This window comes from Amycolatopsis sp. cmx-8-4 (assembly GCF_046548675.1).
Lineage (GTDB): Bacteria > Actinomycetota > Actinomycetes > Mycobacteriales > Pseudonocardiaceae > Amycolatopsis.
In genome coordinates this window covers 60,425-85,017 of record NZ_JAEBDZ010000005.1, presented here as the reverse complement: position 1 = coordinate 85,017, position 24,593 = coordinate 60,425, and the positions used below count along the sequence as shown (strand labels likewise).

Sequence of the window (24,593 nt, the reverse complement as noted above, 5' to 3'; positions counted from 1 at the left end):
GGCAGAGCGTAAGTTCGTCCCCGGAAGCGGGCGGACGGCAAAAGTACCCACCGCGAGCGGGCGGTGAGTGGCCAAAATACCGGGCAGAGCCGTCCCGATCTGGAGTTTTCGCCGCATGAGCCTTACGCCCGAGCGCCCGACCGAGATCGTGCTGCAGTCGCCGCCGATGCTTCCGAAGAGCTCGTCCGGCGGGATGATGCAGCTGATGATGTTCCTGCCGATGATGCTCGGCATGGGCGCGATGTCGTTCGTCTACATCGGACGCGACGGCGGGGTGATGACCTACATCTTCGGCGCGTTGTTCATCTGCGCCATGGGCGGCATGGTCGTGATGTCGCTGGGCCGCGGCGGGATGGCGAAGAAGGCGCAGATCAACGACGAGCGCCGCGACTACCAGCGTTATCTCACCGGCCTGCGCGGCCAGGTCCGCGACATCGCCGACGGCCAGCGCGCCGCGATGGTCGCCGTCCAGCCGGACCCGGCCGACCTGTGGGCCTACGTCGAGACCGGGCAGCTGTGGGACCGGCGGCGCACGGACGGGCAGTTCGCGCAGGTCCGCGCGGGCACCGGGCCGCAGCGGCTGGCGACGCCGTTGAAGGCGCCGCAGACCGTGCCGCTGGAGGACCTGGACCCGGTGTCCTCGACCAGCCTCAAGCACTTCATCCGCACCTACTCGACGGTCGACGGGCTGCCGGTGGCGCTGTCGCTGCGGTCGTTCGCCGCGGTGAGCCTGGCCGGGCGCCGGCCGGACGTGCTCGGCCTGGCGCGGGCGCTGCTGTGCCAGCTCGCCACCTTCCACTCCCCCTCCGACCTGCGGCTCGCGCTGTGCGTGTCGCCGGATCGCCAGCACGACTGGGAGTGGCTGAAGTGGCTGCCGCACGCGACGGCCGCGACGGCGTCCGACGCCGTCGGCTCGCGGCGGCTGGCCGCCGACAACGCGGCCGCGCTGGCCGAGCTGCTCGGCCCGGACCTGGGCGAGCGCCCGGTGTTCAGCCGCCGCGCGGCGAGCGAGCTCGACCTGCCGCACCTGGTGGTCGTCGTCGACGGCGGCAACGCCCACGGCGAGCCCCGGCTGATCGGCGTGGACGGCCGGCTCGGCGTCACGGTGATCGAGGTCGGCGCGGAGCACCCGCGGACGTACTCGACCGAGAAGCTGCTGAGCCTGCACACCACGCCGGACTCGCTCGGCATGGTCGTCGGCGACGCCACCGAGCAGCGGCTCGGCTTCCTCGGCCGCCCCGACGTGCTCGACCGCGGCGCCGCCGAAGCGCTGGCCCGGATGCTGACGCCGTTGCACACGCCCGCGGCCGTCGCCGGCGAGAAGCCGATGTCGGCGACGTTCGGGCTGTCCGGGCTGCTCGGCATCGGCGACCCGCGCGACACCGACACCGCCGTGACCTGGGCGCCGCGCGCGGCCCGGGACCGGCTGCGGATCCCGCTGGGCATCAACCCGGAGGGCCGGCCGGTGGAGCTGGACCTCAAGGAGTCGGCCGAGGGCGGGATGGGCCCGCACGGCCTGGTCATCGGCGCGACCGGGTCCGGCAAGAGCGAGCTGCTGCGGACGCTGGTGACGGCGCTGGCCGTGATGCACTCGTCGGAGACGCTGAACCTGGCGCTGATCGACTTCAAGGGCGGCGCGACGTTCGCCGGGATGACCGGCCTGCCGCACACCTGCGCCGTCATCACGAACCTGTCCGACGACCTCGCGCTCGTCGACCGGATGGCCGACGCCCTGAACGGCGAGCTGCTGCGGCGGCAGGAGCTGCTGCACGCGGCCGGGAACTACGCGTCGGTGCGCGACTACGAGAAGGCCCGCGCGGACGGCGTCGCGCTCGACCCGCTGCCGTCGCTGCTGGTCATCATCGACGAGTTCAGCGAGCTGCTCTCCGCGCGGCCGGAGTTCATCGACCTGTTCGTCGCGATCGGCCGGCTCGGGCGCTCGCTCGGCATCCACCTGCTGCTGGCGTCGCAACGGCTGGAGGAGGGCCGGCTGCGCGGGCTCGACTCGCACCTGTCCTACCGCGTCGGCCTGCGGACGTTCTCCGCGGCGGAAAGCCGCGCGGTGCTGGGGGTCGCCGACGCCTACCACCTGCCGCCGGTGCCGGGGTCGGCCTACCTGAAGGCCGACACCGACACGCTCATCCGGCTCAAAGCGGCCTACGTCTCGGGTGAGCTGCCGCCGCGCAGCACGGTCGTGCGCGAGGACGGCCAGGCACTGGGCGTGCTGCCGTTCTCGCTGGCCCCGGTCGAGATCCCGGTGACGACCGAAGTCGAAGACGCGCCGGCCGCCGACGGCACCGGCGAGACGATCATCCACGCGATGCTCTCGCGGCTGGAAGGCCGTGGCCCGTCCGCGCACCAGATCTGGCTGCCGCCGCTGGCCGAACCGCCGACGCTGGACCAGCTCCTGCCGCCGCTGGGCGAGGACGCCGCGCGCGGCCTGTGCCCGCTCGGCTGGGGCGGCAACGGGAAGCTGACGGTCCCGGTCGCGCTGGTGGACAAGCCGTTCGAGCAGCGCCGCGACATGCTGTGGGCCGACTTCTCCGGCGCGGGCGGGCACGCGCTGATCGTCGGCGCCCCGCAGACCGGCAAGTCGACGCTGATGAAGGACATCGCGGGCATGCTCGCGCTGACTCACACCCCGGCCGAGGTGCAGCTGTTCGTGCTGGACATGGGTGGTGGTGCCCTCGCGCCGATCGCCGGGCTGCCGCACACCTCCGGCTACGCGACCCGCCGCGACGCCCAGCGTTGCCGCCGCGTCGTCGCCGAGCTGACGACGTTGCTCGAACAGCGCGAGGAGTTCTTCGCCGCCAACGGGATCGAGTCGATCACGACGTTCCGCCAGCGCCGCGCGGAGTTCACCGAGAGCACCGAAGGCCGCGAGTTCGGCGACGTCTTCCTGTTCGTGGACAACTGGACCACGATCCGGCAGGAGTACGAGCAGCTGGAGGAGCAGATCACCGGGCTGGCCGCGCGCGGGCTCGGGTTCGGCATCCACGTGATCGTCTCGCTCAACCAGTGGATCGGCGTCCGCGCGCAGCTGCGCGACGCCATCGGCACGCGTTTCGAGCTGCGTCTCGGTGACCCGATGGACTCCTCGATCGACCGCAAGGTCGCGATCAACGTCCCCGCCGACCGCCCCGGCCGCGGCATCACCGCGGAGAAGCTGCACTTCCTCGCGGCGCTGCCGCGGATCGACGCGGACCAGCGCCCGGAGACGATCGGCGCGGGCGGCGTCGACCTCACGCGCCGGATCAACGAGGCCTGGCAGGGCCCGCGCGCGCCGCAGGTCCGGCTGCTGCCGCCGGAGGTGCCGCTGGACACGCTGGCCGCGGGCCCGGGGAAGCAGGTCACGCTGGGCATCGCGGAGTCGACGTTGCGCCCGGTGTACCTGGACTTCGCGGCGGACCCGCACTTCGTGGCCTTCGGCGACGTCGAGTCCGGCAAAAGCTCGCTGCTGCGGGCGATCGCGACCGGCATCACCTCGGCGTACACGCCGGAGGAAGCGGCGATCATCGTCGCGGACTACCGCCGCGGCCTGCTCGGCGCGATCTCCGAGGAGCACCTGCTGGGCTACGCGGGCGCGGAAGGCAAGCTGACGGAGCTGATCGCGGACTGCGCCACGGCGATGCGCAACCGCTTGCCCGGCCCCTCGGTCACGCCGGAGCAGCTGCGCAACCGCTCGTGGTGGCGCGGACCGGAGCTGTTCGTCCTGGTGGACGACTACGAGCTGGTGGCCACGGTCGGCCGCAACCCGCTGCAACCGCTGCTGGAGTTCCTGCCGCAGGCCAGGGACATCGGCCTGCACGTGATCATCGTCCGCGGTTCGGGTGGCGCCGGGCGCGCGCTGTTCGAGCCGGTGCTGCAGCGGCTGCGGGAGCTGGGTTCGCCGGGGTTGATCATGTCGGGCACCAAGGACGAGGGCGCGCTGCTGTCGGACGTGAAGCCGTCACCGCAGCCGCCGGGCCGCGGAACGCTGGTCTCGCGCCGCCACGGCACGGGTCTGGTGCAGGTCGCGTGGACCAAGCCCGTGGAGTCCTGACCGCGGCGGATCGCCTGCCGACGCCGTCCGGGCGTGTTGGCCGCTCCGGTCAGCGTGTTGGCCAGTCCGGTCAGCGTGTTGGCCGCTCCGGTCGGCGTGTTGGCCGTCCGCGGGCGTCCTGGCCGGGGCCGTTTTCCGCTACAGTTCCCGGCCTGCGCCACCGCGGGCGCGGCCGGCTTCCCGGACGCGCGCGGTCGCCGGCGTCTTCCCCAGGGAGCTGTCCGTGAAGACCGTGGTCGTCGAGGAACCCGCCGCCGTCTCGCCGTGGCGGCTCGTCAACCGCGTCACGCTCGGGCTCACCGTGGCCGGGTTCGCCGCCGCGGCCTGGGATCGGCGGTGGATGAGCGACGACGGCCTGATCGTGCTGCGGACCGTGCGGCAGCTGCTGGCCGGGAACGGGCCGGTCTTCAACGTCGGCGAGCGCGTCGAAGCCAACACCAGCACGCTCTGGACGTACCTGCTGGCCGCGTTCGGCTGGGTCCCCGGCGTCCCGCTCGAATGGGTCGCCGTGGTCACCGGGCTCGTCTGCTCGGCCGCCGGGCTACTGCTGGCCCTCGACGGCGCCCGCCGGCTCAGCGGCGGGTTCACCCTGCCGGCCGGCGGGCTGGTCGTGCTCGCGCTGCCGCCGTTCCGGGACTTCGCGACGTCCGGGCTCGAGACCGGCCTGATCCTCCTGTGGCTGGGCGGCACGTGGTGGCTGCTGGTCCGCCGCGCCCGTCGGCAGCCGTCCGGTCCACTGTGGACGACGGCCGTCGTGGCCGGCCTGGGCGTGCTCGTCCGGCCGGATCTCCTGCTGTTCAGCGTCTTCGCCGGGATCGGCCTGCTCGTGCTGGAGTGGCGGGGCCGGCGGGCCGCGGCGGCCTGGCTCGCGGCCGGCGCGGCGCTTCCGGTGGCGTACCAGGTGTTCCGCATGGGCTACTACGGCCTGCTGACGCCGAACACCGCGCTGGTGAAGGAGGCGTCGAGGGTGCGGTGGGACCAGGGTTTCGCGTACCTGGACGACTTCTTCACGCCGTACCTCCTGTGGATCCCGCTGGCGTTGTGCGCGGTGGCGGCGCTTCTCCGGCGCTTTTCCTTCGACCGCCGAGTGGTCGTCGTGTGCGCGGTGCCGGTGGTGGCCGGGCTCGGCCTAGCGCTGTACGTCGTCCGCATGGGCGGTGACTTCATGCACGCCCGGATGCTGCTGCCGGCGCTGTTCTGCCTGCTGCTGCCGGTGATGACGGTCCGGCTCACCCGCGCATCGGCGCTGCCGGTGGCCGCGCTGGGCGCCTACGCCCTGATCGCCGCCGGCGACCTGCGGACCGCCTACGCCGACCTGCCGGCGCCGCTCGACGAGGCGACGGGAATCGCCGACGAGCGCGCGAGCTACGTCGTCGCCAGCGGCCACACGAACCCGGTACTGGCCAAGGACTTCACGCAGTTCACGGCGATCGCCGACCGCATCCGCCCGCACCTGGCGGCGGAACCGGGCCCGGTGCTCTTCTGGGACGACGGTTCTTGGCACGCGTACCCGTCGGCGGCCGGCCACAGCACCGGGATGTTCTTCAACATCGGCGGCCCGGGCCTGCTGCTGCCCCTCGACGTGGCGGTCCACGACCCGATCGGCCTGACGAACCCGCTGGCCGCGCACATGACGCCGTACCCGGGCCGCCGCGTCGGCCACGACAAGTACGCGGGCCCGATCTGGACGGTGGCGGACCAGGGCATCGGCACCCCGGCCGGCTTCCCGCCGGACCGGCTGGCGGCGATCCGCCGGACGCTGGCCTGCCCGGAGGTGCGCGAGATGCTGGACTCGGTCCGCGCACCGTGGACGTTCGAGCGCTTCCGGGACAACCTGGCGGGCGCGTTCGAGCGCACCGGCCTGCGCTACGACCCCGACCCGGTGAAGGCCCGGTACTGCGGCTCGGCTTGACCCCTCAGCGCGCGGGCGCGGTCATCTCGACCGCGAAACGGTAGTAGCAGACCGCCCGCGGCTTGCCGCCGATACCGCTGACCGAGATCGGGGTCATGACCTGGACGCGCACGCCGGGAATCGGGCGGGCGGCGGCCTGGCAGCGGTCCAGGATCGGCTGGTAGGACACGCCGACGTCGGGCATCGAGCCCTCGGCCAGCGGGAGCACCGCGAACGCCTCGGCGGTGTGCCGCTCGGTGCAGGGCGTCAGCAGCACGTCGACTTCACCCGTGCCCGTCGGAGACCAGAAGCACTGGCCCGCCGTGACGTCGAGCCCGTGCGCTTCGCCCGCGGGCAGCTGTTCCCGGAACGGCTGCCGCCACCACACCATGCAGGCGGCGAAGACGATCAGCCCGACCACGAGCGCCGCGATCGCGACACGGCTGACCGGCCGACGGCGACGTTCGGTGCGCATCGGCTCGTCGAACAGTTCCGGGTCGTGCTCCGGTGCCGCCATGGTTCCCCCTCGTGCGTGGCCGCGGGCACTCTAGCCCGTCCCGGCCACCGGGCCGGAGCACATTCACCGTCGACGACTTTCCGACTTCGGTAGGTTTCGGAAAATTCCGGCGCAACTTACCTTGGGCTGATCGTCCCGCTCGGGACGGATCACCAGGCCGAAGGGCATTTTCATGCGAATGTCGAGGGCTTCGAGGGCGGCTGCCGCCGTGGGTGCCGCTGCCGCCGCGTTGAGTCTGGTCTCCGCGGGAGTCGCGGGCGCCCAGGAGGACATCATCGGCGGGAGCACCGTCTCCTCCGCGCCGTGGGGCGCGCAGATCTACTGGAACAACGTCACCACCTACGGCGGGTTCGAGTGCTCCGGCACGATCATCGCCCCGCAGTGGGTGCTCACCGCCCAGCACTGCCTGAATTCGCCGGGCATGCACGTGAAGGTCGGCAACGTGACCCTCCAGCAGGGTACGAACGCCGTCGTCGACCAGCAGAAGGCCTCGCCCAACGGCGACGTCGCGCTGCTGCACCTCACGACCGCGGTGAACACCACCTTCATGAAGCTCGGCACCGGCAACCCGCCGGCCGGCGCCACCAACCAGATCTACGGCTGGGGCCGCACGCAGGGCACCAGCCCGCCGTCGAGCACGCTGAAGACCGCCAACGTCCGCGTCACCGGCACCAGCACAGACGCCTTCGGCGGCACGGCCATCGCGAGCCAGGGCGTCAACGGCTCGGCCTGGCACGGCGACTCGGGCGGCCCGGAGCTCTACAACGGCGTCCAGGTCGGCGTCTGCTCCACCGGCAACAACTCCGGTTCGAACCCGCAGGGCACGCAGAACTACGCGAGCATCGCGTCGAGCCGCAGCTGGATCCGCACCACGGCCGGCGTCTGACACGCGCCCCGCGCCGGCCTCACCGCCCGGGAGGCCGGCGCGGGGCATACTCGCCCCATGAAGTTCCGCACCACGGTCCTGCTCGGCGGCAAGACGGCGACCGGCCTGCCGGTGCCCGACGACGTCGTCGAGGCGCTCGGCGCCGGCAAGAAGCCCGCGGTCACCGTCACCCTCGGCGGCCACAGCTACCGCACCACGGTCGCGAGCCGCGGCGGGCAGTTCCTCGCGCCGCTCAGCGCCGAGAACCGCGAGCAGGCCGGGGTCGCGGCGGGGGACGACGTCGACGTCGAGATCGTCCTCGACACCGCCCCGCGCGAGCTGGCGATCCCGGACGACCTGGCCGCCGCGCTGGCCGCCGATCCCGAAGCCCAGAAGCGGTTCGAAAGCCTGTCCTACAGCCGGAAGCAAGGGTTCGTGCTGCCGATCGGGCAGGCGAAGACCGAGGAGACCCGGCAACGGCGGATCGCCAAGGTCGTCACGGACCTGCGCGCCGGGAAGTGATGGACGCCCGCACGGTCCTGCGGGTGCTCGAAACCCTGGCCCCGGCCGGGGCGCCGCTACTTCGGGACGTCCGACCTGCGCCCGCATGAGGCGGGCCGGCCGGCGCGACCTCGCGGACATGCGGGCCCTGCGTGAAGAATTCGGCGTCGACACCCACTTCTAGTCCACAATGGACGCCCGCAGCGCCGCCTTGTCCGGCTTCCCCGACGGTGCCACCGGTACCGCGTCCACCAGCTCGAACCGCGCCGGCACGGCGGCCTCCCCCAGCTCGGCCGCCACGCCCTTGCGCACCTCGGCCAGGTCCGGCGAGCGCCCCGGCACCGGCACCACGAACGCCACCGCGGCCTCACCGGTCAGCGCGTCCGGCACCGCGACGACGTACGCCTGGTCGACGTCGGGGTGCGCGGCGATCGCGTGCTCGATCGGGCCGGTGTAGTGGATGATCGCGTTGACGATCACGACGTCGCGGGCGCGCCCGGACAGGTGCAGGTAGCCCTCGGCGTCGAGGTGCCCGAGGTCCTGCGTGCGGACCCAGCCCTCGCGCAGGACCTCCGCTGTCGTGGTCTCGTCGCGCCAGTAGCCCGCCAGCGCCGACGGCGTGCGCACCCAGACCTCGCCCTCCCGCCCCTGGGCCACCGCCGCCCCGTCAGCGTCGCGGACCTCGATCTCGACCGTGTCGCACGCCTTCCCGACCGACCCGGGCCCCTCGTCCGCGCCGCAGACCGTCAGCATGCCGGTCTCGGTCTGGCCGTACGCGTGGTGCATCGCGGGCCCGATCAGCTCGGCCGCCTCGGCGAGCTTGTGCGGCGGCACCGGCGACCCGGCCACGATCAGCGTCCGCAGGTCGCTCAGGTCGACGTCCTCGGCCCGCAGGGTGTCGAGGACCTGGTGCAGCCGCGGCACGGTCATCAGCGCCGCGCTCACCCGCAGCCGCGGCAGGATCCACGGGAAGTCCGGGAGCCCGTCGGGGATCACGGCCGTGCCGCCCGAGAGCAGGCAGAGCGCCAGCTGTTCGAGCATCACGGCGCTGGAGAGCGTGCCGAACAGCAGGAACCGGCTGAACCCCGCGCCGAGCTTCTCGTGGGCCGAGCCGGGCACCGGGGCCCGCCAGACGCGGCCCTCGCTCAGGGCCCGGTAGTCGAAGGCGACGCCCTTCGGGACGCCGGTGCTGCCGCTGGTGAACACGACCGTCGCGATGTCCTCGGGCCGGCCGTCGGGCACCGGTTCCTCGTACGCGGCAAGCAGCTCCGGCCCGATCCGCAGGATCAGCGCGCCGGCGACGGTGCCCAGCAGCTCGGGCGACTCGGTCGCCTCGTCGACCACGAGCGCGTCGATGTCCTCGACGATGTGCCGCAGCTGCGGCACCGGCAGCCCGGCCCGCACGCAGACGACCCGGCAGCCGAGCACGTGCGCGGCGATGATCGCGGCGAAGCCCTCGGGCGTGACGGCGGTGGCGATCCCGACGCCGGCGCCCGGCCCGACCCCGGCGGCCCGCAGCCCGGCGGTGAACCGGCCGACCAGCTCCTTCAGCGACGCCCGGGTGGTCACCGCGTCCCCCCGCTCGAACGCGGGCACGTCCGGCGCGCGGTCCAGTTCGGTGAGCAGAGCGTGCGGGTGGACCATCTCGGGCCGCCTTCCGTCCGGGGCCCCCGGGTCTACCGGGCGGATCTCAGAATTTCGGCAGAGACCACCCGGAGCCGGATCGGCGTGTTGACCACCGTGCGATCATCTACGAGCAGCCCGAGCACCGACGCCGCGCACTGCGGCGCCGTGCTCCGGCGAGCACGACCAGGGGGCGGTGCCACGACCGGAGCGTGACCAGCGGATTCCCTTGTCTGCCATGGCATACAGCCTGGCCGGGACGGTCACGACGGGCACTGGAGCGCGCCCCCGCCCGGGGCCGGGGCGGGGCCTGCCGGGCCGCTGTGGGTAATAGTGCCGTCAGCACGACCGGCAGTTGTGCCGTTTGACCACACCTCCCTTCTTTCTAGCGTGACTTTCACACCGCGCGGATCACCGCGCCAGGGGAAATTCGCTTCAGGAAGGAGGTGGCCCGTCGATGTCCAGTCCGGGATTCCAGGCAGATTCCGCTGCTATGACGCGCGCCGTCCAGGGTTTCGAGGAAACCGCCACGAACGCCAAGTCCACGATGGCCAGCTTGGAGTCCGAGCTGACCGAGGCCCTGCGCAACTACAAGGGTGACCAGGCCGTGGCGTTCTGGGACCTCCAGCGCCGGCTCCAGGAGAAGATGACCACGGCCGTGAAGGAGCTCGACACCATGTCGCAGCTCGTCCACACCAGCCACGCGAACTACGGCCGCGGCGACTCCGACGTCCACCAGAGCTTCCAGGGGGTCGGCAACACCCTCGAGGGCTCGGGCGTGATCCCCCGCCTCAACCCCTGACCTGAGAGGACGTACCGATGGCCGACGTCGTCGAAATCAACTTCGCCGCGCTGCAGCACAGCTCGGCGTCCCTGGCCGCCAAGGCCAAGGCGCTCACCTCGCAGCTGGAGCAGCTGCACCAGAACCTCCAGCCCATCACCGCGACCTGGTACGCCTCCGGCAGCTCCGCCGGTGACGCGGCGCGCCAGTCGGAGACCCGGCTGCGCCAGGCCACCGCGGACATCGTCGCCATCATCGCGCAGTTCGGCGGCAAGGTCGGCGAGGCCCACGACCTCCAGCAGCAGCTGGAGAACCGCAACCAGGGACTGTTCGCGGGCTGATCCGCGCCCAGACGTCGGTCGGCCGGTGCGGGAAACCCCCCGCTCGCACCGGCCGACCGGCTTTCCCTCATCCCCCACGTGCGGACAGAGACGGGATCCGATGCACGACCAGTCGTACTACGTCCACCTGGAATCGCTGAAGGACTTCGTGCGGGAGCTGGAGACCCAGATCCAGGCGATGTCCAAACCGAACGACTTCCTGCTCACCCTCGGCGACGAGCCCCTGCTGTTCGGCGAGTTCGGCGAGGCCGGGTCGCTGGCCGACGCCAACCGCGCCGCGGTGTCGGAGATGCAGGGCCTGCTCGACCAGGTCCGCAGCGCGATCGGGTTCGCGCAGGACGTCACGAACACGGTCGCCGACGGCTACGCGAACGCCGACCAGTCGGTGGCCGGTGACCTGCACAGCTCGGGCGCCGTCACGGGCCTGCTGGACCCGGTGCTCGGCCTGCTCGGCCTCGGGCACAGTGACGGGAGCAAGGGATGACCCACCACCACGACACCACGGCCCACACGAACTTCGCCGCGTACAGCCATCAGCAGCTGTACGCGATGCTGCAGGCCGGCGACCCGAACAGCGCGCGGCACGCCGCCGACAAGTGGAAGTCCGCCTCGCTGCACCTGCACGAGCAGGCCCACAACCTGAACTCCGAGCTCACCGAGTTCAAGGACCAGTGGACCGGTGGCGCCGCCGACCAGTACCAGCACATGATCGTCGACCTCGCGAACGGCATCGCCAAGGTGGCGCAGACCGCCGAGGCGATGAACGTGATGCTCGACGACGCCGCCGACGCGCTGGTGAAGGCCAAGAAGGAGATGCCGCCGCCGGTTTCGGTGCCGGACGTCTCCCCCTCCGACGTCGCGCTCGCGGTGAACCCGCCGCTGCTGCCGCCGGACGCCTCGCCCGCCGTGATGCAGGCCGCCGCGCAGCAGCGCCAGCAAGCTATCTCGAACGTCGAGGCGCAGCAGTCCGCCGCCAACGCCGCGGGATCCGCGCACGGCAAGGCGATCGCGGTCATGACCACACTGGCCGGTGAGTACGGCGTCGCCGAGGACTCGATCCCGGCGTCGCCGAACGCCGTCGAGACGCCGGTCGCCCCGCCCGCCGGTGGCGGCGGCGCGGGCAGTGCCGGCGCGCCCGGGCTCGTCGGCAACGGCACGACCGACCCCGGCGTCGTCGTCACGCCGACCGACGGGCACCCGCTGCCCGGCGCCGACGGCACCACGCAGCAGCCCGGCACGACCGCACCGACGTCGAACCCGCTGTTCGGCGACATGTTCACCGCCGGGCTCGCCGCGGCTTCGGCCGCCGCGTTCGGCCGGTTCGGCTCGATCATGCCGAAGGTGCCCGGCTGGGCGTCCGGCAAGGACCCCAAGGAGAACAAGGACGAGGCGCCCGGCACGAAGCTCGGCGGCGGTGCCGGCGTCGAAGGCGGGGCGGGGGGCGGCATCCCGATCGGCGGGGGCGACGCGCCGTCGATCGGCGGCGGCATCCCGGGCGGTGGCGGCCTTTCGGCCGGCGGCGGCGCGGACGCCCCGGCGGCGCATTCCGGCCTGGCCGGCGACGGCGGCTCGGGCAACGCGCTCAGCGGCCTGGCCGGCAGCGCGGTCGGGGCCGCCGGTGCGGCGGCCGCCAAGAGCGCGATGCCGATGATGCCCATGATGCCGATGGGCATGGGCGGCGGCGGGGACATGGGCTCCGGCCGCCGGATCCCGGCCTGGCTGGTGGAGACCGAGAACGTCTGGGGTCAGTCCGCCCCGGTCGCGCCGCCGGTGATCGGCGAAGAGCCGGACGTCTACTGACCCGGTCGTGAGTGCGTAACAGTGTTCTAACACTGTTACGCACTCACGACCCCTTGCTGCAGAACGGAGGCGGGCCGTGACGGCTGCCGGGTATCGCGTGGCCCCCGCTCGCCTCGACACGGCGGCGGGAGAGTACGGCACGCGGGCGGAAGCGCTGTCTTCGGCGCAGTCCGCCGTCGCGGGCGAGAAGGTGCCGGCCGCGGCCTTCGGGCAGGTCAACGCGTCCAAAGCCGCGGCCAAGACGTTCGAGAAGACGATGACGGAGCTGGGCTCGAAGCTCTCCGGCGACGTCACGCTCGCCAAGAAGCTCCAAAGTGGACTGACCGAGTCGGCGGCCGGGTACCGGCGGGCCGACGCGCAGGTCGCCGCGATGTACCGGGCCCTGCTGCCCGAGGATCCCTTGCCCAAGGCCGGAAACCCGGCCGGCATCGGCGGCGCGGCCGACACCGGCGCGTGGGGCCAGGCGATCGCGTCCAACCACGCGTTGGTCGCCGACGCGCTGACCGCCGAGCGTTCACGGCTCGCGCAGCTCACCGACGCCGACGCGATCAAGGCGTCCCAGGCGCGGATCAAGCTGTACGAGGACATCCTCGCGAACAACCGGCAGATCCTGAAGTTCGACCCGTCGGGCAACGGCCGGATCGCCGAGCTGGTCGGGCACATCGAGCCGGGCACGCGCGACGTCGGGCTGTTCGTGCCCGGCGTCAACACGCAGATGTCCAACTTCGACGCCTACGCCGGCCTCGGGCGCAGCCTGGTGGCCGCGGACCCGACCGGGCGCACCGCGATGGTCGTCTGGGCCGACGGCGTGTTCCCGCAGAACCCGGTGGTGCAGGGGCCGGACGCGAGCTACGCGCAGACGATGGCGCCGGACCTCAAGCACTTCACCGACGACCTGCGCGGCGAGATCGCGAGCCACGCCGGTTCCGACGTCACGCTGACCGCGATCGGGCACAGCTACGGCGGCGCGACGGTCGGGCTGGCCGAGACGCAGGGCCTCGACGTCGACCGCGTCCTGCACGTCGAGTCGGCGGGCATGGGCCACGGCGTCTGGTCGCCGGCGGACCTGCCGGCGAGCCAGGCGGGCGTGCAGCGGTTCTCGATGACCGCGCCGCTCGACCCGATCCAGGTCGCCCAGGGCAACGCGTGGGGCCTCGAGTGGACCGGCATCGGCCACGGCGCCGACCCGGACACCTTCCCCGGCGTCACCGACCTGGAGACCGGGCGCGACGCGGCGGGCAACGAGATGTGGGGCCTGTCGTCGCACAGCGACGTGCTCAAGCCGGGTTCGGAGTCGTGGACGAACATCTACCGCGTCATCACCGGCGGCCCGACCACCGCGAACGGCACCTTCGACCCGCGTGGCATCCTCGAGAACGGCGTCGAGTTCCTCAACGACGGAGGTGTGCTGCGATGAGCGTCGAACTGGACCGCCTGGCCGGTGAGCTGACCGGCGTGATCGACAGTGTCGCGGCCGTCTTCGGCTCGCCCGCGGACCCCACGGTCGACGGCGAACTGGATTGCGACCCGACCCGGCCCGGCAACCTGCTGTGCTGGCAGTACGGCGTCCGCCTGGAGCACACGGGCGAGCCGGAACGCCGCTTGGCCGAGGTGATCCTCCCGTCCCTGGAAGAGCGCGGCTGGCAGGCCCACGACCGCAGCACGGCCCGCGAACTCATCGCCCGCTTCAGCCGCGAAGGCGCGGACTTCACCGTCCACGTCGCCCGAGCCAGCCACGCGGTGGCGATCATCGGCTCGACCCGCCCCGTCCCCGCCTGACCCACTTCGTGTCGACCTCCCAAACACGAGTGTCGACCCTCTAATCACACGAGTCGGCTTCCTGATCACACGAGCCGACCCTCCAGGCACGCGAGTTCGCCCTCCCGGTTCAGGACGCCCGTGATGGGAAAGCCGACTCGGGTGATTGAGGAGACGACACTCGTGATTGGAGGGTCGACACGGGTTACGGGGTGAAGCGGGAGGGGCGCCAGCCCCGACGGCGGGCCCGGCGGACCGCGGCCACCGTGACCCCGGCCGCGGCCGCGAAGGCGACGCCCGCCAGGGCGATCGTGCCGGCCGCGACGTTCGAGGCCGGGCGGGCCGGGGCCGCGGCCGGGATCACCGCCGGGCCGGGGGCCGGGGCGACGGCCGAGCCGGGCGGCGCGACGTCGGCGGGGAGGGTCGAGGAGACGGCAGCGTAGGCGTCCAGGACTCCCCAGCCCAGCCGCGGGTCGTGTGCCCCGGAAGGCGGGCGGTGCGCGGTCAACGTGAGCCGGGTGACGACCTGGTCGCCGGTCAGGTCCGGGTGGTACGCGCGGACCAGCGCCGCGACGCCCGCGACGTACGCCGCCGCGAGGCCCGGGTCCGTCACCGGCCAGCGGTGCGCGACCGCGCCGCCCGCGCCGGCCGACGTGCTGACCAGCTCCGCGCCCGGCGCCGCGACGCCGACGTAGTCGCCCGCCTCGGTCTGCACCGGCTCGCCCGCCTGGTTCACCGAGCCGACGCCCAGTGCCCCGGACGTCGCCGTCGGGTACGTCCGGGCGCCCTGCTGGGTCGCCGTCGCCGCCGAGACGACCACCGAGCCTTCCGCCCGCGCCCGCGCGACCGCGCCGGACAGCGCCGGGCTGTCGAACGCTGCGGGGACGGCCACGAGGATCACGCCCGCGTGCCGGTCCACCGCCGTGTCGATCGCGCCGGCCAGCGCGCCCGGGTCACCGCCGTCGTTGGACAAGCCGTTCGCCTGCGTGTAGCGGATCGGCAGCAGGTGCGCGCCGGGCGCGACGCCGGCGAACGTCGTCGACGGATCCGGTTGCGCGCCGACGATCCCGGCCGCGATCGTGCCGCGGCCGTCGCAGTCGGACGCCTCGGTGCCGCCGCCGCCTTCGAGCTGGCCGGGCGCGAACTGGGTGTTCTGCCCGTCGACGCCGGTGCCGATGACGGCGACCAGCTGGCCCGCACCCCGCGTCAGCGGCCAGAGCCGCGCCGGGTCGACCAGCCGCTGCCCCCATGGGACGCCGCCGGTGTAGGTGCCGGACGGGTTGGCGCACTGGGCTTCGGGGGCCGCGAAGGCGAGCGTGGGTGACGCGGTCAGCATCAGGCCCGCCACCGCGAGCACCGCCGGAAACCGCACCCCAACCCCCAGAAAGCCGGTGGCGGAAAAGGACTTCCGCCACCGGCAGTCTACCGGGGAAACACCGTTCAGCGAAGGTCCATGCCGAGATCCAACGCGGGCGAAGAGTGCGTCAACCCGCCAACGGACAGATAGTCCACACCGGACTCGGCGTAGGCCCTACCACGGTCGAGGGTGAGGCCACCAGAGGATTCCAGCCGCGTCTTCGGGGAGACGTCGTCGCGGCGCGCGACCGCGCGGGCGCATTCCTCCGGCGTGAAGTTGTCCAGCAGCACCTCGTCCGCCGCGGCCGCCAGCGCTTCTTCCAGCTGCGCAAGCGAGTCGACCTCGACCTCGCACGGCAGCTCCGGCGCGTGCGCCCGGGCCGCTTCCAGCGCGGCGGTGACCGAACCGGCCGCGACGACGTGGTTGTCCTTGATCAGCACCGCGTCACCCAGCCCCAGCCGGTGGTTGACCCCGCCACCGCACCGGACGGCGTACTTCTGCAGCAGCCGCAGCCCCGGCAACGTCTTGCGGGAGTCCCGGATCGCCGCGCCGGTACCGTCCACTTCGGACACCCAGGCGGCCGTCGCGGTGGCGACGCCGGAGAGGTGGCACAGCAGGTTCAGCGCCGTGCGCTCGGCTGTGAGCAGCCCCCGGACCGGCCCACGCAGCACCAGCGCGGGTTCCCCCGCCACCAGCCGGTCACCGTCCTCGCGCCCGGCCAGCACCTCGTACTCGTCGCCCAGCACCATGTCGAACACGGCCAGCGCGACCGGCAGCCCGGCGACCACACCGGCCACCCGTGGGGTCAGCTCGGCGACGGCGATCGCGTCAGCGGGCACGGTCGACGCGGTCGTCGCGTCGGGCCCGTACCGCAGGTCCTCGCCCAGCGCCGTCGTGACCACCCGCGTCACGTCCTCGACGTCGAGGCCCGACGCGGCGATCAAGCGCAGGACCGGTTCGGAGATCGGGAAAGTCATGCCACGCCCTCCAAGGGGATCGGGTCGGCCAGCACCGGCTGACCGGAGAGGCTGAGCCGGATGTGCTGGCTGCGCCGCCAGGTCTCGGCCGACGCGGGGAAGTCGGTCCGCACGTGGCAGCCGCGCGACTCGGTGCGCCGGTCGGCCGCGGTGAGCAACGCCTGCGCGACCACGGTCAGCGCCGCGTCTTCGACGGCCGCGTGCGTCCACAATGGACTGTCCTGGGTCGACAGGTCGAGCACGGATCCGGCGGCCGCCAGGCCGTCGGCGTCCCGGCCGATCGCCGCGTACCGGCTCATCACGCGCTGCAGCGCGTCGCGCTCGGCCGTCGGCGCGGTCGTCCACGACGGCAGCCGCCCCCGCGACGGATCGGCCAGCAGCCCGGCCGCGAGGTCCGCCGAAACGGCCTCCGCGACCCGCTGCCCGACGACCAGGCCTTCGAGCAAGCTGTTGGACGCCAACCGGTTCGCGCCGTGCAGGCCGGTCCGCGCCACCTCGCCGGCGGCGTAGAGACCGGGCACCGACGAGCGTCCGTCCACAGTGGTCACCACGCCACCGCACGAGAAGTGCGCCGCCGGGGTCACCGGGATCGGGTCGCGGGCCGGGTCGAGGCCCAGCACCGCGCACGCGGCGAACACGGTCGGGAACCGCTGGGCGAACCCGGCGATCCCGGTGGCGTCGAGGAACACGTGGTCGTCGACGCCGCCCGGCGCCGTCAGCATCCGCCGGGTGATCGCCGCCGAGACGACGTCGCGCGGGGCGAGGTCGCCGAGCGGGTGCACGCCGTGCATCACGGACGCGCCGGCGCCGTCGACCAGGGTCGCCCCCTCGCCGCGCACCGCCTCGGTGACCAGCGGGCAGCGGCCGCGCGCGCCCGGCGTGTAGAGCACCGTCGGGTGGAACTGGACGAACTCGATGTCGGCCACCGTCGCCCCGGCCCGCAGCGCGAGCGCGAGGCCGTCGCCGGTGGCGATCTCCGGGTTCGACGTCGCCTGGTAGAGCTGCCCGACCCCACCGCTGGCCAGCAGGACGGCCGGCGCCCGGACGACCCCGGGCACGCCGTTGCGGTCGAGCACCGTGACCCCGGCGACCCGGCCGCCGGGCGTGCGCAGCGCGTCGACGGCGATGTGGTGTTCGAGCACCGGCACCCGCGCCTGGCCGGCCTGCGCGACCAGGGCGCGCTCGACTTCGGCGCCGGTGGCGTCGCCACCCGCGTGGATCACGCGGAACGCGCTGTGCCCGCCCTCGCGGGTCCGCGCCAGCAAGCCGTCTCCGGACGAGTCGAACGTCGCGCCGTCCGCGCGGAGCCGGGCGATCGCGGCCGGTCCGCCGTCGAGGATCGAGCGGGCGGCGACCTCGTCGACCAGCCCGGCGCCCGCGGTGAAGGTGTCCTCCGCGTGCTTCTCCACCGAGTCGTCGAGGTCGTGCTCGTTTTCCAGGACGACGGCGACGCCGCCCTGGGCCCAGCGGGTGTTGCCGTCCGCGACCGCCGCCTTGGTGACCACCAGGACGTGCAGCCCGAGCACCTGGGCCCGCAGCGCCGCGGTCAGCCCGGCGACGCCGCTGCCGATCACGACCAGGTCGGCGCGCGCTTCCCAGACCGGGGTTTTCGCCTGTGGGTCATTAACCGGCGTGTTCATTCGGCGCCGCCGGGCTGCCCGATCTCGATCATCCGCTGCACCGAAGCGCGTGCCCGGGACGCCGTTTCGAGGTCGACGTGGACCTCGTCCAGGCCGTCGCGCAGGCACCGCAGCAGCGCCGCCGGGGTGATCATCTTCATGTACCGGCAGGACGCGCGGTCGTTCACCGCGCGGAAGTCGATGTCCGGCGCGGCCTTGCGCAGCTGGTGGATCATGCCGATCTCGGTGGCCACCAGCACGGTCTTGGCCAAGGTGGCGCGGGCCTCGTGGACCATGTCCCCGGTCGAGAGGATCTTGACCCGCTCCGGCGCCACCGCGCCCTCGCCGGCCAGGTAGAGCGCCGACGTCGCGCAGCCGCACTCGGGGTGGATGAACAGGTCCGCCTCCGGGTCCTCGGCCGCGCGCTCGGCCAGCTCCGCGCCGTTGATGCCGGCGTGGACGTGGCACTCCCCGGCCCAGACGTGGATGTTGTCCCGGCCGGTGACGCGCTTGACGTGCGCGCCGAGGAACTGGTCCGGCAGGAAGAGAACCTCCTGGTCAGCGGGGATGGACGCGACGACGTCGACCGCGTTCGAGGACGTGCAGCAGATGTCCGTCTCGGCCTTCACCTCGGCCGTGGTGTTGACGTAGGAGACGACGACGGCGCCCGGGTGCTCGGCCTTCCAGGCCCGCAGCTCGGCGCCGGTGATCGAGTCGGCGAGCGAGCAGCCGGCCCGCGCGTCGGGGATCAGGACGGTCTTCTGCGGGGCCAGGATCTTCGCGGTCTCGGCCATGAAGTGGACGCCGCAGAAGACGATGGTGGACGCGTCGCTGCTCGCCGCGATGCGGCTGAGCGCGAGCGAGTCGCCGGTGTGGTCGGCGATGTCCTGGATCTCCGGGAGCTGGTAGTTGTGCGCGAGCAGAACCGCGTCGCGCTGCTTCGCCAGGCGCCGCACCTCCTCCGCCCAGGCCGCGTTCGCCTCGACGCCGCCGAACGGCGTGAGACCTTCCGGAACCAACGTGGTGGTCATCTGGCCCTCCTGGACCTTTCTCCGGTTTTCGCCTTATAATCGAAAACCGTGCGAAGTCATCTTAACACCCAGACCCCCCTGGCCCACGAGGTTTTGGGAGCGGTACTGCAAGTGCGCTCGGACACACTGCGGGTCCTGCTGTGGCGGCGCGCGCTCGACCCGCACCTCGGCCGCTGGTCGCTGCCGGGCGGCCGGCTGCGGCCCGACGAGGACGTCGAGACGTCCGTCCGGCGCCAGCTGAAGGAGAAGGTCGACGTGCGCCAGCTCAAGCACGTCGAGCAGCTCGCGGTGTTCAGCGACCCGGACCGCGTCCCCGGCCCGCGCGTGGTGGCGACCGCGTTCCTCGCCCTGGTCCCCTCCGACGTCGACCCCGAGGTGCCCGAGGACACCGAGTGGCACGACGTCGCGAAGCTGCCGCGCACGGCGTTCGACCACGAGTCGATCGTGCTGCGCGCCCGCGACCGGCTGCGCTCGAAACTCTGTTACACGAACCTCGGGTTCGCCCTCGCGCCCGAGGAGTTCACGGTGTCGGCGCTGCGCGGGCTGTACTCGGCGGCGCTGGGCTACAAGGTGTCCGCGACGAACCTCCAGCGCGTGCTCTCCCGGCGGGGACTGCTGGTCCCGACGGGCCACACGGCGCCTCCCGGGCGCGCGGGCGGACGTCCCGCCGCGCTGTTCTCCTTCGCCGGCAAGGGCATGCAGATCACCGATCCGTTCGCGGTGTTCAGGCCGCCGAACCGGTGACCATCCTGCGGGAGGACCGACTTCCCCTTACCGTGGGACGCGTGACCGAGCCGGAATCGGAAAGTGACGCGACGACGACAATCCTGCCGTTGTTCCCGCTCCAGACCGTGCTGCTGCCCGGCACCCGGCTCCCGCTGCACATCTTCGAACCGCGGTACCGGCAGCTGATGGCGGACCTGGTGAGCGGCACCGTGCCGGGGCGCGAGTTCGGCGTGGTCGCGCTGCGCTCGTCGCTGACCCGCGAGGTGCGTGGTCTGGACCAGCTGTACGACATCGGCTGCAGCACGGTGCTGCGCGAGGCGAAACGCCTGCCGGACGGCCGGTTCGACGTCGTGACGCTGGCCCAGCGCCGCTTCCGCCTGCGGGAGCTGGACTGCACCTCCGCGCCGTACCTGATCGCCTCGGTGGAGTGGGTCGACGACGAGCCGGTGGCGCCCAGCGGCGGCGTCGCCGAGCGCTTGGCCGCCGTGGCGCGCACTGCCCACCAGCGCTACTGCGAAACGGCGTGGCGCAGCGACGACTGGGTCGAACCGGAGGCCGACGCCGCACTCGAAGACCTGGCCTACCTGCTGGCCGCGGACTGCCTGCTGCCGCTCGAAGACCGCCAGCGGCTGCTGGAGGAACGCCACCCGCTGCGCCGGCTGCGCATCGCCTGCCGCCTGCTGACGCGCGAGACCGGCTTCCTGAACACGCTCGGTGCGGTGCCCCTGCCGCCGGGCGAACTGACGGACCTCAGCCGCCCGGCCAGCCTGAACTGACCCGGACCCGAGCGCCCCAATGTGGCGTTGGGTGCGTTGGACGCACCCAACGCCACATTGGGGCGCATGGGGGCCTCAGGAAGCGGAGCCGGACTCCGGACTTGACCCGTTGCCGAACTTGTTCCAGACCTTGCCCGCGGCGCCGGACACCGTCTCGCCGACGTCGCTGAACACCTTCGTCAGCGGGTCGGCGGACGCGCTCCACGAGTCCTTGTACGACTTCGCGGCCGACTTCAGGTCGTCCTTCCAGTCGGCCGTCGGGCTGTCGTCGTCACGGCGCGGGTAGTCGCCGGCCAGGATGGCGCGGTACTCCGCCGACGCCGCCCACTTCTGCAGCTGCGCCACGCGGACCACGGCGAACGGGTGCGACTCCGTCTCGACGTAGCGGAGCTTGAGGAAGCTGTCGCGGATGTCGTCGACCGACTCGTACTCGGTCGCCTGCTGCAGGAACGACGGGATGTCGATGCGGGCCGGGTCGATGCCGCCGGCGACCTGGATCTGGGCCCGCAGCGCCGCCGTCGGGTCCTGGCCGCACAACAGGCCCGCGCGGTCGCAGGACAGCTCGGCCTTGCGGTACCACTCGCGCAGCGCCGCGATGATCGCCCGGATGCCGAGCGCGCTGACCGGCGTCCACGACATCGACAGCTGCAGGCTGATCAGCCGCACCATGATCGTGCGGTACACCGTGTGCCCGGACAGCACGTGCCCCATCTCGTGCCCCAGCACGAACCGCAGCGCGTCCGGGCTCATCAGCTCGACGAGCCCGGTGCTGAGCCGGATGAACGGCTCGTCCATGCCGACGGCCGACGCCTGGACCCGCGGGTCCTGGTAGACGAACACGTTCGGCACCGCGGGCAGGTCCAGCGTTTCGGCGCACTCGTGGCGGAGCTTCTCCAGCTCCGGGTACTGCTTCGGCCCGACGCGGATCGACGACGCGAGCGCCATCAGCCGCTCGCCGCGTTCGTTATAGAACCCCGAAACGGCCTTCACGACCTGCGCGAACCCCGGCACCGCGCGCAGCGTGGCGAGCGCGCCGCGGTCCACGGGGTGCTCGTAGGCGCGCGGGCTGATGCCGGGAAAACGGACGGCGTTGTGCCGCGATATCTCGATGTCCTCGGTCACTGCTGAAACCCCCTGTGGTTCGAGGGGGCCCAGCCTAGGGAACGCTCAGCCGAGCCGGCGGCCGAGGTCGTCCCGGCCGTTCCAGGTGGTCAACAGGCTGTAGGCCAAGGCCACGCCGAACGGGCCGGTGATCAGCACCCACCACGACTCCAGGCGCGGCGCCAGTTCGATCACCGCACCGAGCGCGGGCGGGCTGCCGATCGTGTAGTGGCTGTTGGCCCAGCCGACGCCGAGCAGCATGGCCAGCGCGCTCGCGAGCGCGACCCCGAGCACGGCGGCGAGGAAGACGACCGGCCCGCGGCGCTCACGCATCAGCCACGCGACGACGCCGACGACGATCCCCAGGCCCAGCGTCAGGAAGCCGAAGATCGCGAGATCGTCGAAGCGGTGCCAGCTCTCGAGTTCGAGGGCGCCCTGGGTGCCGTCGGAGGCGATGATCCGGACGCGCTCCGGCGGCGCGATCCGCGACCACAGGAAGGCGAGCGGGAAGCTCAGGACGCTGAGGATGCCGAGCACGCTCACGGCGGGCAGCAGGTCGGCCTTGACGACGACCCGCGGCTGCCGCTCCCGGAACAGCACAGGCACGGACCACGGTCCCGGCACGGCCGACGGCCGGTGCGCGGGGCCCGACGACTCACTCACCCGGACTCCCTCCTGCAACACGTGCGACCGAGCGTAACCGGTCGATGCGCGGCGGGCGTCAGCCGCTCGCCGTGTCGGCGGCCCTCACCCACCGGCCCGGCTCCGGAGGTCGGGCGCAAAAGCCGTGAAGGCCTCCTTACCGGCCATAAGAGCCGGGAAGGAGGCCTTCACGGCTTTCCGGGAGTGGGCGCTCAGCCGCCGGCCGTGTTGCCGTGACGGCTGCAGCGGGCCGTCCAGCCCAGCGGGCTCACCTGGACCACCAGGCGGCGCGCGCAGTACGTGCAGAAGCGCGGGGGCTCCAGCGCCGTGCGCGGGTTGTGGCACGCCGGGTGGTCCGTGCCACCCGGCGACTCCTGTCCACAGTGGACGCAGTAGGTCGCGGAAACCGCGTCAGAGGCTGTCACTGAGGGCCTTGATGGGCATCTTGAGCTCATCCAGCATCTCCAGGTCCGCGCTGGCCGGGCGGCCCAGGTTCGTCAGGTAGTTGCCGACGATGATCGCGTTGATGCCGCCCAGCATGCCCTGCTCGGCGCCGAGGTCACCGAGCGTCAGCTCACGGCCGCCGGCGAAGCGCAGCATCGTGCGCGGCATCGCCAGGCGGAACGCCGCCACCGTGCGCAGCGCGTCCTTGCCCTCGACGATCTCGTAGTGCTCGTAGGGCGTCCCAGGCTGCGGGATGAGGAAGTTCATCGGCACCTCGTGCGGGCTCAGCTCGGCCAGCTGCACGGCGAACTCCGCGCGCTGCTCGATCGTCTCCCCCATGCCGATGATCCCGCCGCAGCAGACCTCCATGCCCGCCGCGGCGACCATCCGGAGCGTGTCCGCGCGCTCTTCCCAGGTGTGCGACGTGACGACGGACGGGAAGTGCGACCGCGCCGTCTCGAGGTTGTGGTTGTAGCGGTGGACGCCCATCTCGACGAGCTCGTCGACCTGCTCCTGCGTGAGCATGCCCAGCGAGCAGGCGATCTGGATGTCGTTGCCGTCCGCGCGGATCGCCTTCACGCCCTCGCGGACCTGCGAAAGCAGCCGCTTGTCGGGCCCGCGGACGGCGGCGACGATGCAGAACTCCGTCGCGCCGGTCTCGGCGGTCTGCCGGGCGGCCTTGACCAGGTTCGGGATGTCGAGCCACGCCGAGCGCACCGGCGTCGGGAAGCGGCCGGACTGCGAGCAGAAGTGGCAGTCCTCGGGGCAGCCGCCGGTCTTCAGGCTGATGATGCCCTCGACCTCGACCTCGGGGCCGCACCAGCGCATCCGCACCTCGTGCGCCAGGGCCAGCAGGTCGGGGAGCCGGTCGTCGGGCAGCCGCAGCAGCTCGAGGACCTCGGCCTCACCCAGGCCGACGCCGTTTTCGAGGACCTGCTCGCGCGCGTAGGCGAGGACATCGGTGTCCGGGACTGCGGTCACGGGCGTCTCCTTGGTCGTGGTGGAGCGGAAAGCGTCTCTCATCGTGCACGAAGCGCGGTCGAGGCGACAGCGACGCAGGTCACTTCTGGGCGGACGCCCGTCCGGTGAACAGCTCCGGGTCGAACTCGCCGCCGAACCACGGCGAGAGCCCGGCCCGCGCCGCCACCAGGAACTCCTCGGGGGACGCGGTGCCGAGCCCGGCGGGCAGCACGCCCAGCAGCGGCGCCCCGGCCGCCACCGGCAGGTCTTCGAGGTTGGACAGCGCCGCGAGGTCCGGCTCGGCCGGCCAGGAGCCGATGATCACCCCGGCGACGGTCAGCCCGCGCTTCGTGGCGACCTCGGCGGTCAACGCGGTCGCGTTGAGCGTGCCCAGCCCGGCCTCGGCCACGATGATCACCAGCGAACCGAGCGACCAGGCGACGTCGGCGAGGCTCGACCCGGCGGCGTCGAACCGCACCAGCAGGCCGCCCGCGCCCTCGATCAGCGTCAGGTCGTGGTCGGTGTCGAGGTCGGACGCCGCCCGCGCGATCTCGCCGGGGTCGAGCGTCGGCAGGCCGCTGCGGCGGGCGGCGGCCTCGGGCGACAACGGGTCGGGGTAGCGGCGCAGCTCGCGCGTGGTCACCTCGGCCCCGGCCAGGCGGACGACGTCGGCGAGGTCACCGGGCTCGTCGGGGCCGACCCCGGTCTGCGCCGGTTTCAGCACCGCCACCCGCTGCCCGCCGGCCACGGCCAGCGCCGCGATCGCCGCCGTGGAGATCGTCTTGCCGACCCCGGTCCCGGTCCCCGTCATCACCAGCATCGTCACGGACCATCAACTTAG

At 72.7% G+C, this 24,593-nt stretch carries 23 protein-coding genes; 12 read left to right on the top strand and 11 right to left on the bottom strand.

Annotation, left to right across the window (positions count from 1 at the left end):
• Nucleotides 1–115 precede the first annotated feature (115 nt).
• Together eccCa and ACLJQZ_RS11915 are read left to right on the top strand one after the other, a co-directional pair.
• Complete coding sequence (gene eccCa / locus ACLJQZ_RS11920) at nucleotides 116–4,042, top strand: type VII secretion protein EccCa (protein ID WP_410620080.1); 3,927 nt, start codon at nucleotides 116–118, stop codon at nucleotides 4,040–4,042.
• Between the two features lie 223 nt (nucleotides 4,043–4,265).
• Entirely contained in the window at nucleotides 4,266–5,954 is a 1,689-nt protein-coding gene (locus ACLJQZ_RS11915) for an arabinofuranosyltransferase (protein WP_410620079.1), read from the top strand.
• A 4-nt stretch (nucleotides 5,955–5,958) separates the two neighbouring features.
• On the opposite strand, the gene ACLJQZ_RS11910 is transcribed toward ACLJQZ_RS11915, so the two are convergent.
• The gene (locus tag ACLJQZ_RS11910) at nucleotides 5,959–6,450 is read right to left on the bottom strand and encodes a hypothetical protein (protein WP_410620078.1); all 492 of its coding nucleotides are present in this window, start codon (nucleotides 6,448–6,450) and stop codon (nucleotides 5,959–5,961) included.
• Nucleotides 6,451–6,658: 208 nt separating this feature from the next.
• Between ACLJQZ_RS11910 and ACLJQZ_RS11905 the strand changes: the two genes are divergently transcribed.
• Both ACLJQZ_RS11905 and ACLJQZ_RS11900 read left to right on the top strand, forming a co-directional pair.
• A complete protein-coding gene (locus ACLJQZ_RS11905; protein ID WP_410620077.1) occupies nucleotides 6,659–7,336 on the top strand; it encodes a S1 family peptidase in 678 nt (225 codons plus the stop codon).
• Between the two features lie 57 nt (nucleotides 7,337–7,393).
• Complete coding sequence (locus tag ACLJQZ_RS11900; protein WP_410620076.1) at nucleotides 7,394–7,837, top strand: YdeI/OmpD-associated family protein; 444 nt, start codon at nucleotides 7,394–7,396, stop codon at nucleotides 7,835–7,837.
• A 159-nt stretch (nucleotides 7,838–7,996) separates the two neighbouring features.
• Here ACLJQZ_RS11900 and ACLJQZ_RS11895 read toward each other — a convergent pair whose 3' ends face one another.
• Entirely contained in the window at nucleotides 7,997–9,460 is a 1,464-nt protein-coding gene (locus ACLJQZ_RS11895) for a class I adenylate-forming enzyme family protein (RefSeq protein ID WP_410620075.1), read from the bottom strand.
• 436 nt (nucleotides 9,461–9,896) lie between these two features.
• Between ACLJQZ_RS11895 and ACLJQZ_RS11890 the strand changes: the two genes are divergently transcribed.
• The 6 genes from ACLJQZ_RS11890 to ACLJQZ_RS11865 all read left to right on the top strand — a co-directional run bounded on the left by ACLJQZ_RS11890 (nucleotide 9,897) and on the right by ACLJQZ_RS11865 (nucleotide 14,140).
• Nucleotides 9,897–10,241, top strand: coding sequence for a WXG100 family type VII secretion target (locus ACLJQZ_RS11890; protein WP_256475974.1), 345 nt, complete (start codon nucleotides 9,897–9,899; stop codon nucleotides 10,239–10,241).
• Nucleotides 10,242–10,258: 17 nt separating this feature from the next.
• A complete protein-coding gene (locus ACLJQZ_RS11885; RefSeq protein ID WP_072480751.1) occupies nucleotides 10,259–10,561 on the top strand; it encodes a hypothetical protein in 303 nt (100 codons plus the stop codon).
• A gap of 100 nt (nucleotides 10,562–10,661) precedes the next feature.
• On the top strand, nucleotides 10,662–11,045 hold the full coding sequence (locus ACLJQZ_RS11880; protein ID WP_247062789.1) for a hypothetical protein: 384 nt from the start codon (nucleotides 10,662–10,664) through the stop codon (nucleotides 11,043–11,045).
• Nucleotides 11,042–12,361, top strand: coding sequence for a WXG100 family type VII secretion target (locus ACLJQZ_RS11875; protein ID WP_410620074.1), 1,320 nt, complete (start codon nucleotides 11,042–11,044; stop codon nucleotides 12,359–12,361). Before ACLJQZ_RS11880 ends, ACLJQZ_RS11875 begins: the two co-directional genes overlap by 4 nt.
• A 76-nt stretch (nucleotides 12,362–12,437) precedes the next feature.
• On the top strand, nucleotides 12,438–13,778 hold the full coding sequence (locus tag ACLJQZ_RS11870) for an alpha/beta hydrolase (protein WP_410620073.1): 1,341 nt from the start codon (nucleotides 12,438–12,440) through the stop codon (nucleotides 13,776–13,778).
• A complete protein-coding gene (locus ACLJQZ_RS11865; RefSeq protein WP_410620072.1) occupies nucleotides 13,775–14,140 on the top strand; it encodes a hypothetical protein in 366 nt (121 codons plus the stop codon). Before ACLJQZ_RS11870 ends, ACLJQZ_RS11865 begins: the two co-directional genes overlap by 4 nt.
• 184 nt (nucleotides 14,141–14,324) lie before the next feature.
• Here ACLJQZ_RS11865 and ACLJQZ_RS11860 read toward each other — a convergent pair whose 3' ends face one another.
• From ACLJQZ_RS11860 to nadA, 4 genes are all read right to left on the bottom strand, one after another.
• Nucleotides 14,325–15,455: a S8 family serine peptidase gene (locus ACLJQZ_RS11860; RefSeq protein ID WP_410620420.1), complete on the bottom strand. Its 1,131-nt coding sequence runs from the start codon at nucleotides 15,453–15,455 to the stop codon at nucleotides 14,325–14,327.
• A gap of 104 nt (nucleotides 15,456–15,559) precedes the next feature.
• The gene (gene nadC / locus ACLJQZ_RS11855) at nucleotides 15,560–16,453 is read right to left on the bottom strand and encodes a carboxylating nicotinate-nucleotide diphosphorylase (protein WP_410620071.1); all 894 of its coding nucleotides are present in this window, start codon (nucleotides 16,451–16,453) and stop codon (nucleotides 15,560–15,562) included.
• Nucleotides 16,450–18,093, bottom strand: coding sequence for an L-aspartate oxidase (locus ACLJQZ_RS11850; protein WP_410620070.1), 1,644 nt, complete (start codon nucleotides 18,091–18,093; stop codon nucleotides 16,450–16,452). Before ACLJQZ_RS11850 ends, nadC begins: the two co-directional genes overlap by 4 nt.
• On the bottom strand, nucleotides 18,090–19,103 hold the full coding sequence (nadA, locus tag ACLJQZ_RS11845) for a quinolinate synthase NadA (protein ID WP_410620069.1): 1,014 nt from the start codon (nucleotides 19,101–19,103) through the stop codon (nucleotides 18,090–18,092). The genes ACLJQZ_RS11850 and nadA overlap by 4 nt, the downstream gene beginning before the upstream one ends.
• A gap of 111 nt (nucleotides 19,104–19,214) precedes the next feature.
• On the opposite strand from nadA, the gene ACLJQZ_RS11840 reads away from it, so the two are divergent.
• Both ACLJQZ_RS11840 and ACLJQZ_RS11835 read left to right on the top strand, forming a co-directional pair.
• Entirely contained in the window at nucleotides 19,215–19,847 is a 633-nt protein-coding gene (locus ACLJQZ_RS11840; protein ID WP_410620068.1) for an NUDIX hydrolase, read from the top strand.
• Nucleotides 19,848–19,888: 41 nt separating this feature from the next.
• Nucleotides 19,889–20,605, top strand: a complete 717-nt coding sequence (locus tag ACLJQZ_RS11835; RefSeq protein WP_328443038.1) for an LON peptidase substrate-binding domain-containing protein — start codon at nucleotides 19,889–19,891, stop codon at nucleotides 20,603–20,605.
• A gap of 75 nt (nucleotides 20,606–20,680) precedes the next feature.
• Here the strand turns inward: ACLJQZ_RS11835 and ACLJQZ_RS11830 are convergent, their stop codons facing one another.
• From ACLJQZ_RS11830 to bioD, 5 genes are all read right to left on the bottom strand, one after another.
• Nucleotides 20,681–21,727: a M48 family metallopeptidase gene (locus ACLJQZ_RS11830; RefSeq protein ID WP_410620067.1), complete on the bottom strand. Its 1,047-nt coding sequence runs from the start codon at nucleotides 21,725–21,727 to the stop codon at nucleotides 20,681–20,683.
• 45 nt (nucleotides 21,728–21,772) lie between these two features.
• Nucleotides 21,773–22,369, bottom strand: coding sequence for a DUF2567 domain-containing protein (locus ACLJQZ_RS11825; protein ID WP_410620066.1), 597 nt, complete (start codon nucleotides 22,367–22,369; stop codon nucleotides 21,773–21,775).
• Nucleotides 22,370–22,560: 191 nt separating this feature from the next.
• On the bottom strand, nucleotides 22,561–22,773 hold the full coding sequence (locus ACLJQZ_RS11820; RefSeq protein ID WP_410620065.1) for a hypothetical protein: 213 nt from the start codon (nucleotides 22,771–22,773) through the stop codon (nucleotides 22,561–22,563).
• Nucleotides 22,760–23,773, bottom strand: coding sequence for a biotin synthase BioB (gene bioB, locus ACLJQZ_RS11815; protein ID WP_410620064.1), 1,014 nt, complete (start codon nucleotides 23,771–23,773; stop codon nucleotides 22,760–22,762). Before bioB ends, ACLJQZ_RS11820 begins: the two co-directional genes overlap by 14 nt.
• Nucleotides 23,774–23,852: 79 nt before the next feature.
• Complete coding sequence (gene bioD / locus ACLJQZ_RS11810; protein ID WP_410620063.1) at nucleotides 23,853–24,578, bottom strand: dethiobiotin synthase; 726 nt, start codon at nucleotides 24,576–24,578, stop codon at nucleotides 23,853–23,855.
• Nucleotides 24,579–24,593: the final 15 nt, after the last annotated feature.

Bases quoted from the DNA above. Each gene is read 5' to 3' on its own strand.
- ACLJQZ_RS11860 (WP_410620420.1), bottom strand. From the start codon at position 15,455: ATGCTGACCGCGTCACCCACGCTCGCCTTCGCGGCCCCCGAAGCCCAG.
- ACLJQZ_RS11865 (WP_410620072.1), top strand. From the start codon at position 13,775: ATGAGCGTCGAACTGGACCGCCTGGCCGGTGAGCTGACCGGCGTGATC.
- ACLJQZ_RS11880 (WP_247062789.1), top strand. From the start codon at position 10,662: ATGCACGACCAGTCGTACTACGTCCACCTGGAATCGCTGAAGGACTTC.
- ACLJQZ_RS11900 (WP_410620076.1), top strand. From the start codon at position 7,394: ATGAAGTTCCGCACCACGGTCCTGCTCGGCGGCAAGACGGCGACCGGC.
- nadC (WP_410620071.1), bottom strand. From the start codon at position 16,453: ATGACTTTCCCGATCTCCGAACCGGTCCTGCGCTTGATCGCCGCGTCG.
- nadA (WP_410620069.1), bottom strand. From the start codon at position 19,103: ATGACCACCACGTTGGTTCCGGAAGGTCTCACGCCGTTCGGCGGCGTC.
- ACLJQZ_RS11875 (WP_410620074.1), top strand. From the start codon at position 11,042: ATGACCCACCACCACGACACCACGGCCCACACGAACTTCGCCGCGTAC.
- ACLJQZ_RS11910 (WP_410620078.1), bottom strand. From the start codon at position 6,450: ATGGCGGCACCGGAGCACGACCCGGAACTGTTCGACGAGCCGATGCGC.
- ACLJQZ_RS11895 (WP_410620075.1), bottom strand. From the start codon at position 9,460: ATGGTCCACCCGCACGCTCTGCTCACCGAACTGGACCGCGCGCCGGAC.
- ACLJQZ_RS11890 (WP_256475974.1), top strand. From the start codon at position 9,897: ATGTCCAGTCCGGGATTCCAGGCAGATTCCGCTGCTATGACGCGCGCC.
- ACLJQZ_RS11885 (WP_072480751.1), top strand. From the start codon at position 10,259: ATGGCCGACGTCGTCGAAATCAACTTCGCCGCGCTGCAGCACAGCTCG.
- ACLJQZ_RS11850 (WP_410620070.1), bottom strand. From the start codon at position 18,093: ATGAACACGCCGGTTAATGACCCACAGGCGAAAACCCCGGTCTGGGAA.
- eccCa (WP_410620080.1), top strand. From the start codon at position 116: ATGAGCCTTACGCCCGAGCGCCCGACCGAGATCGTGCTGCAGTCGCCG.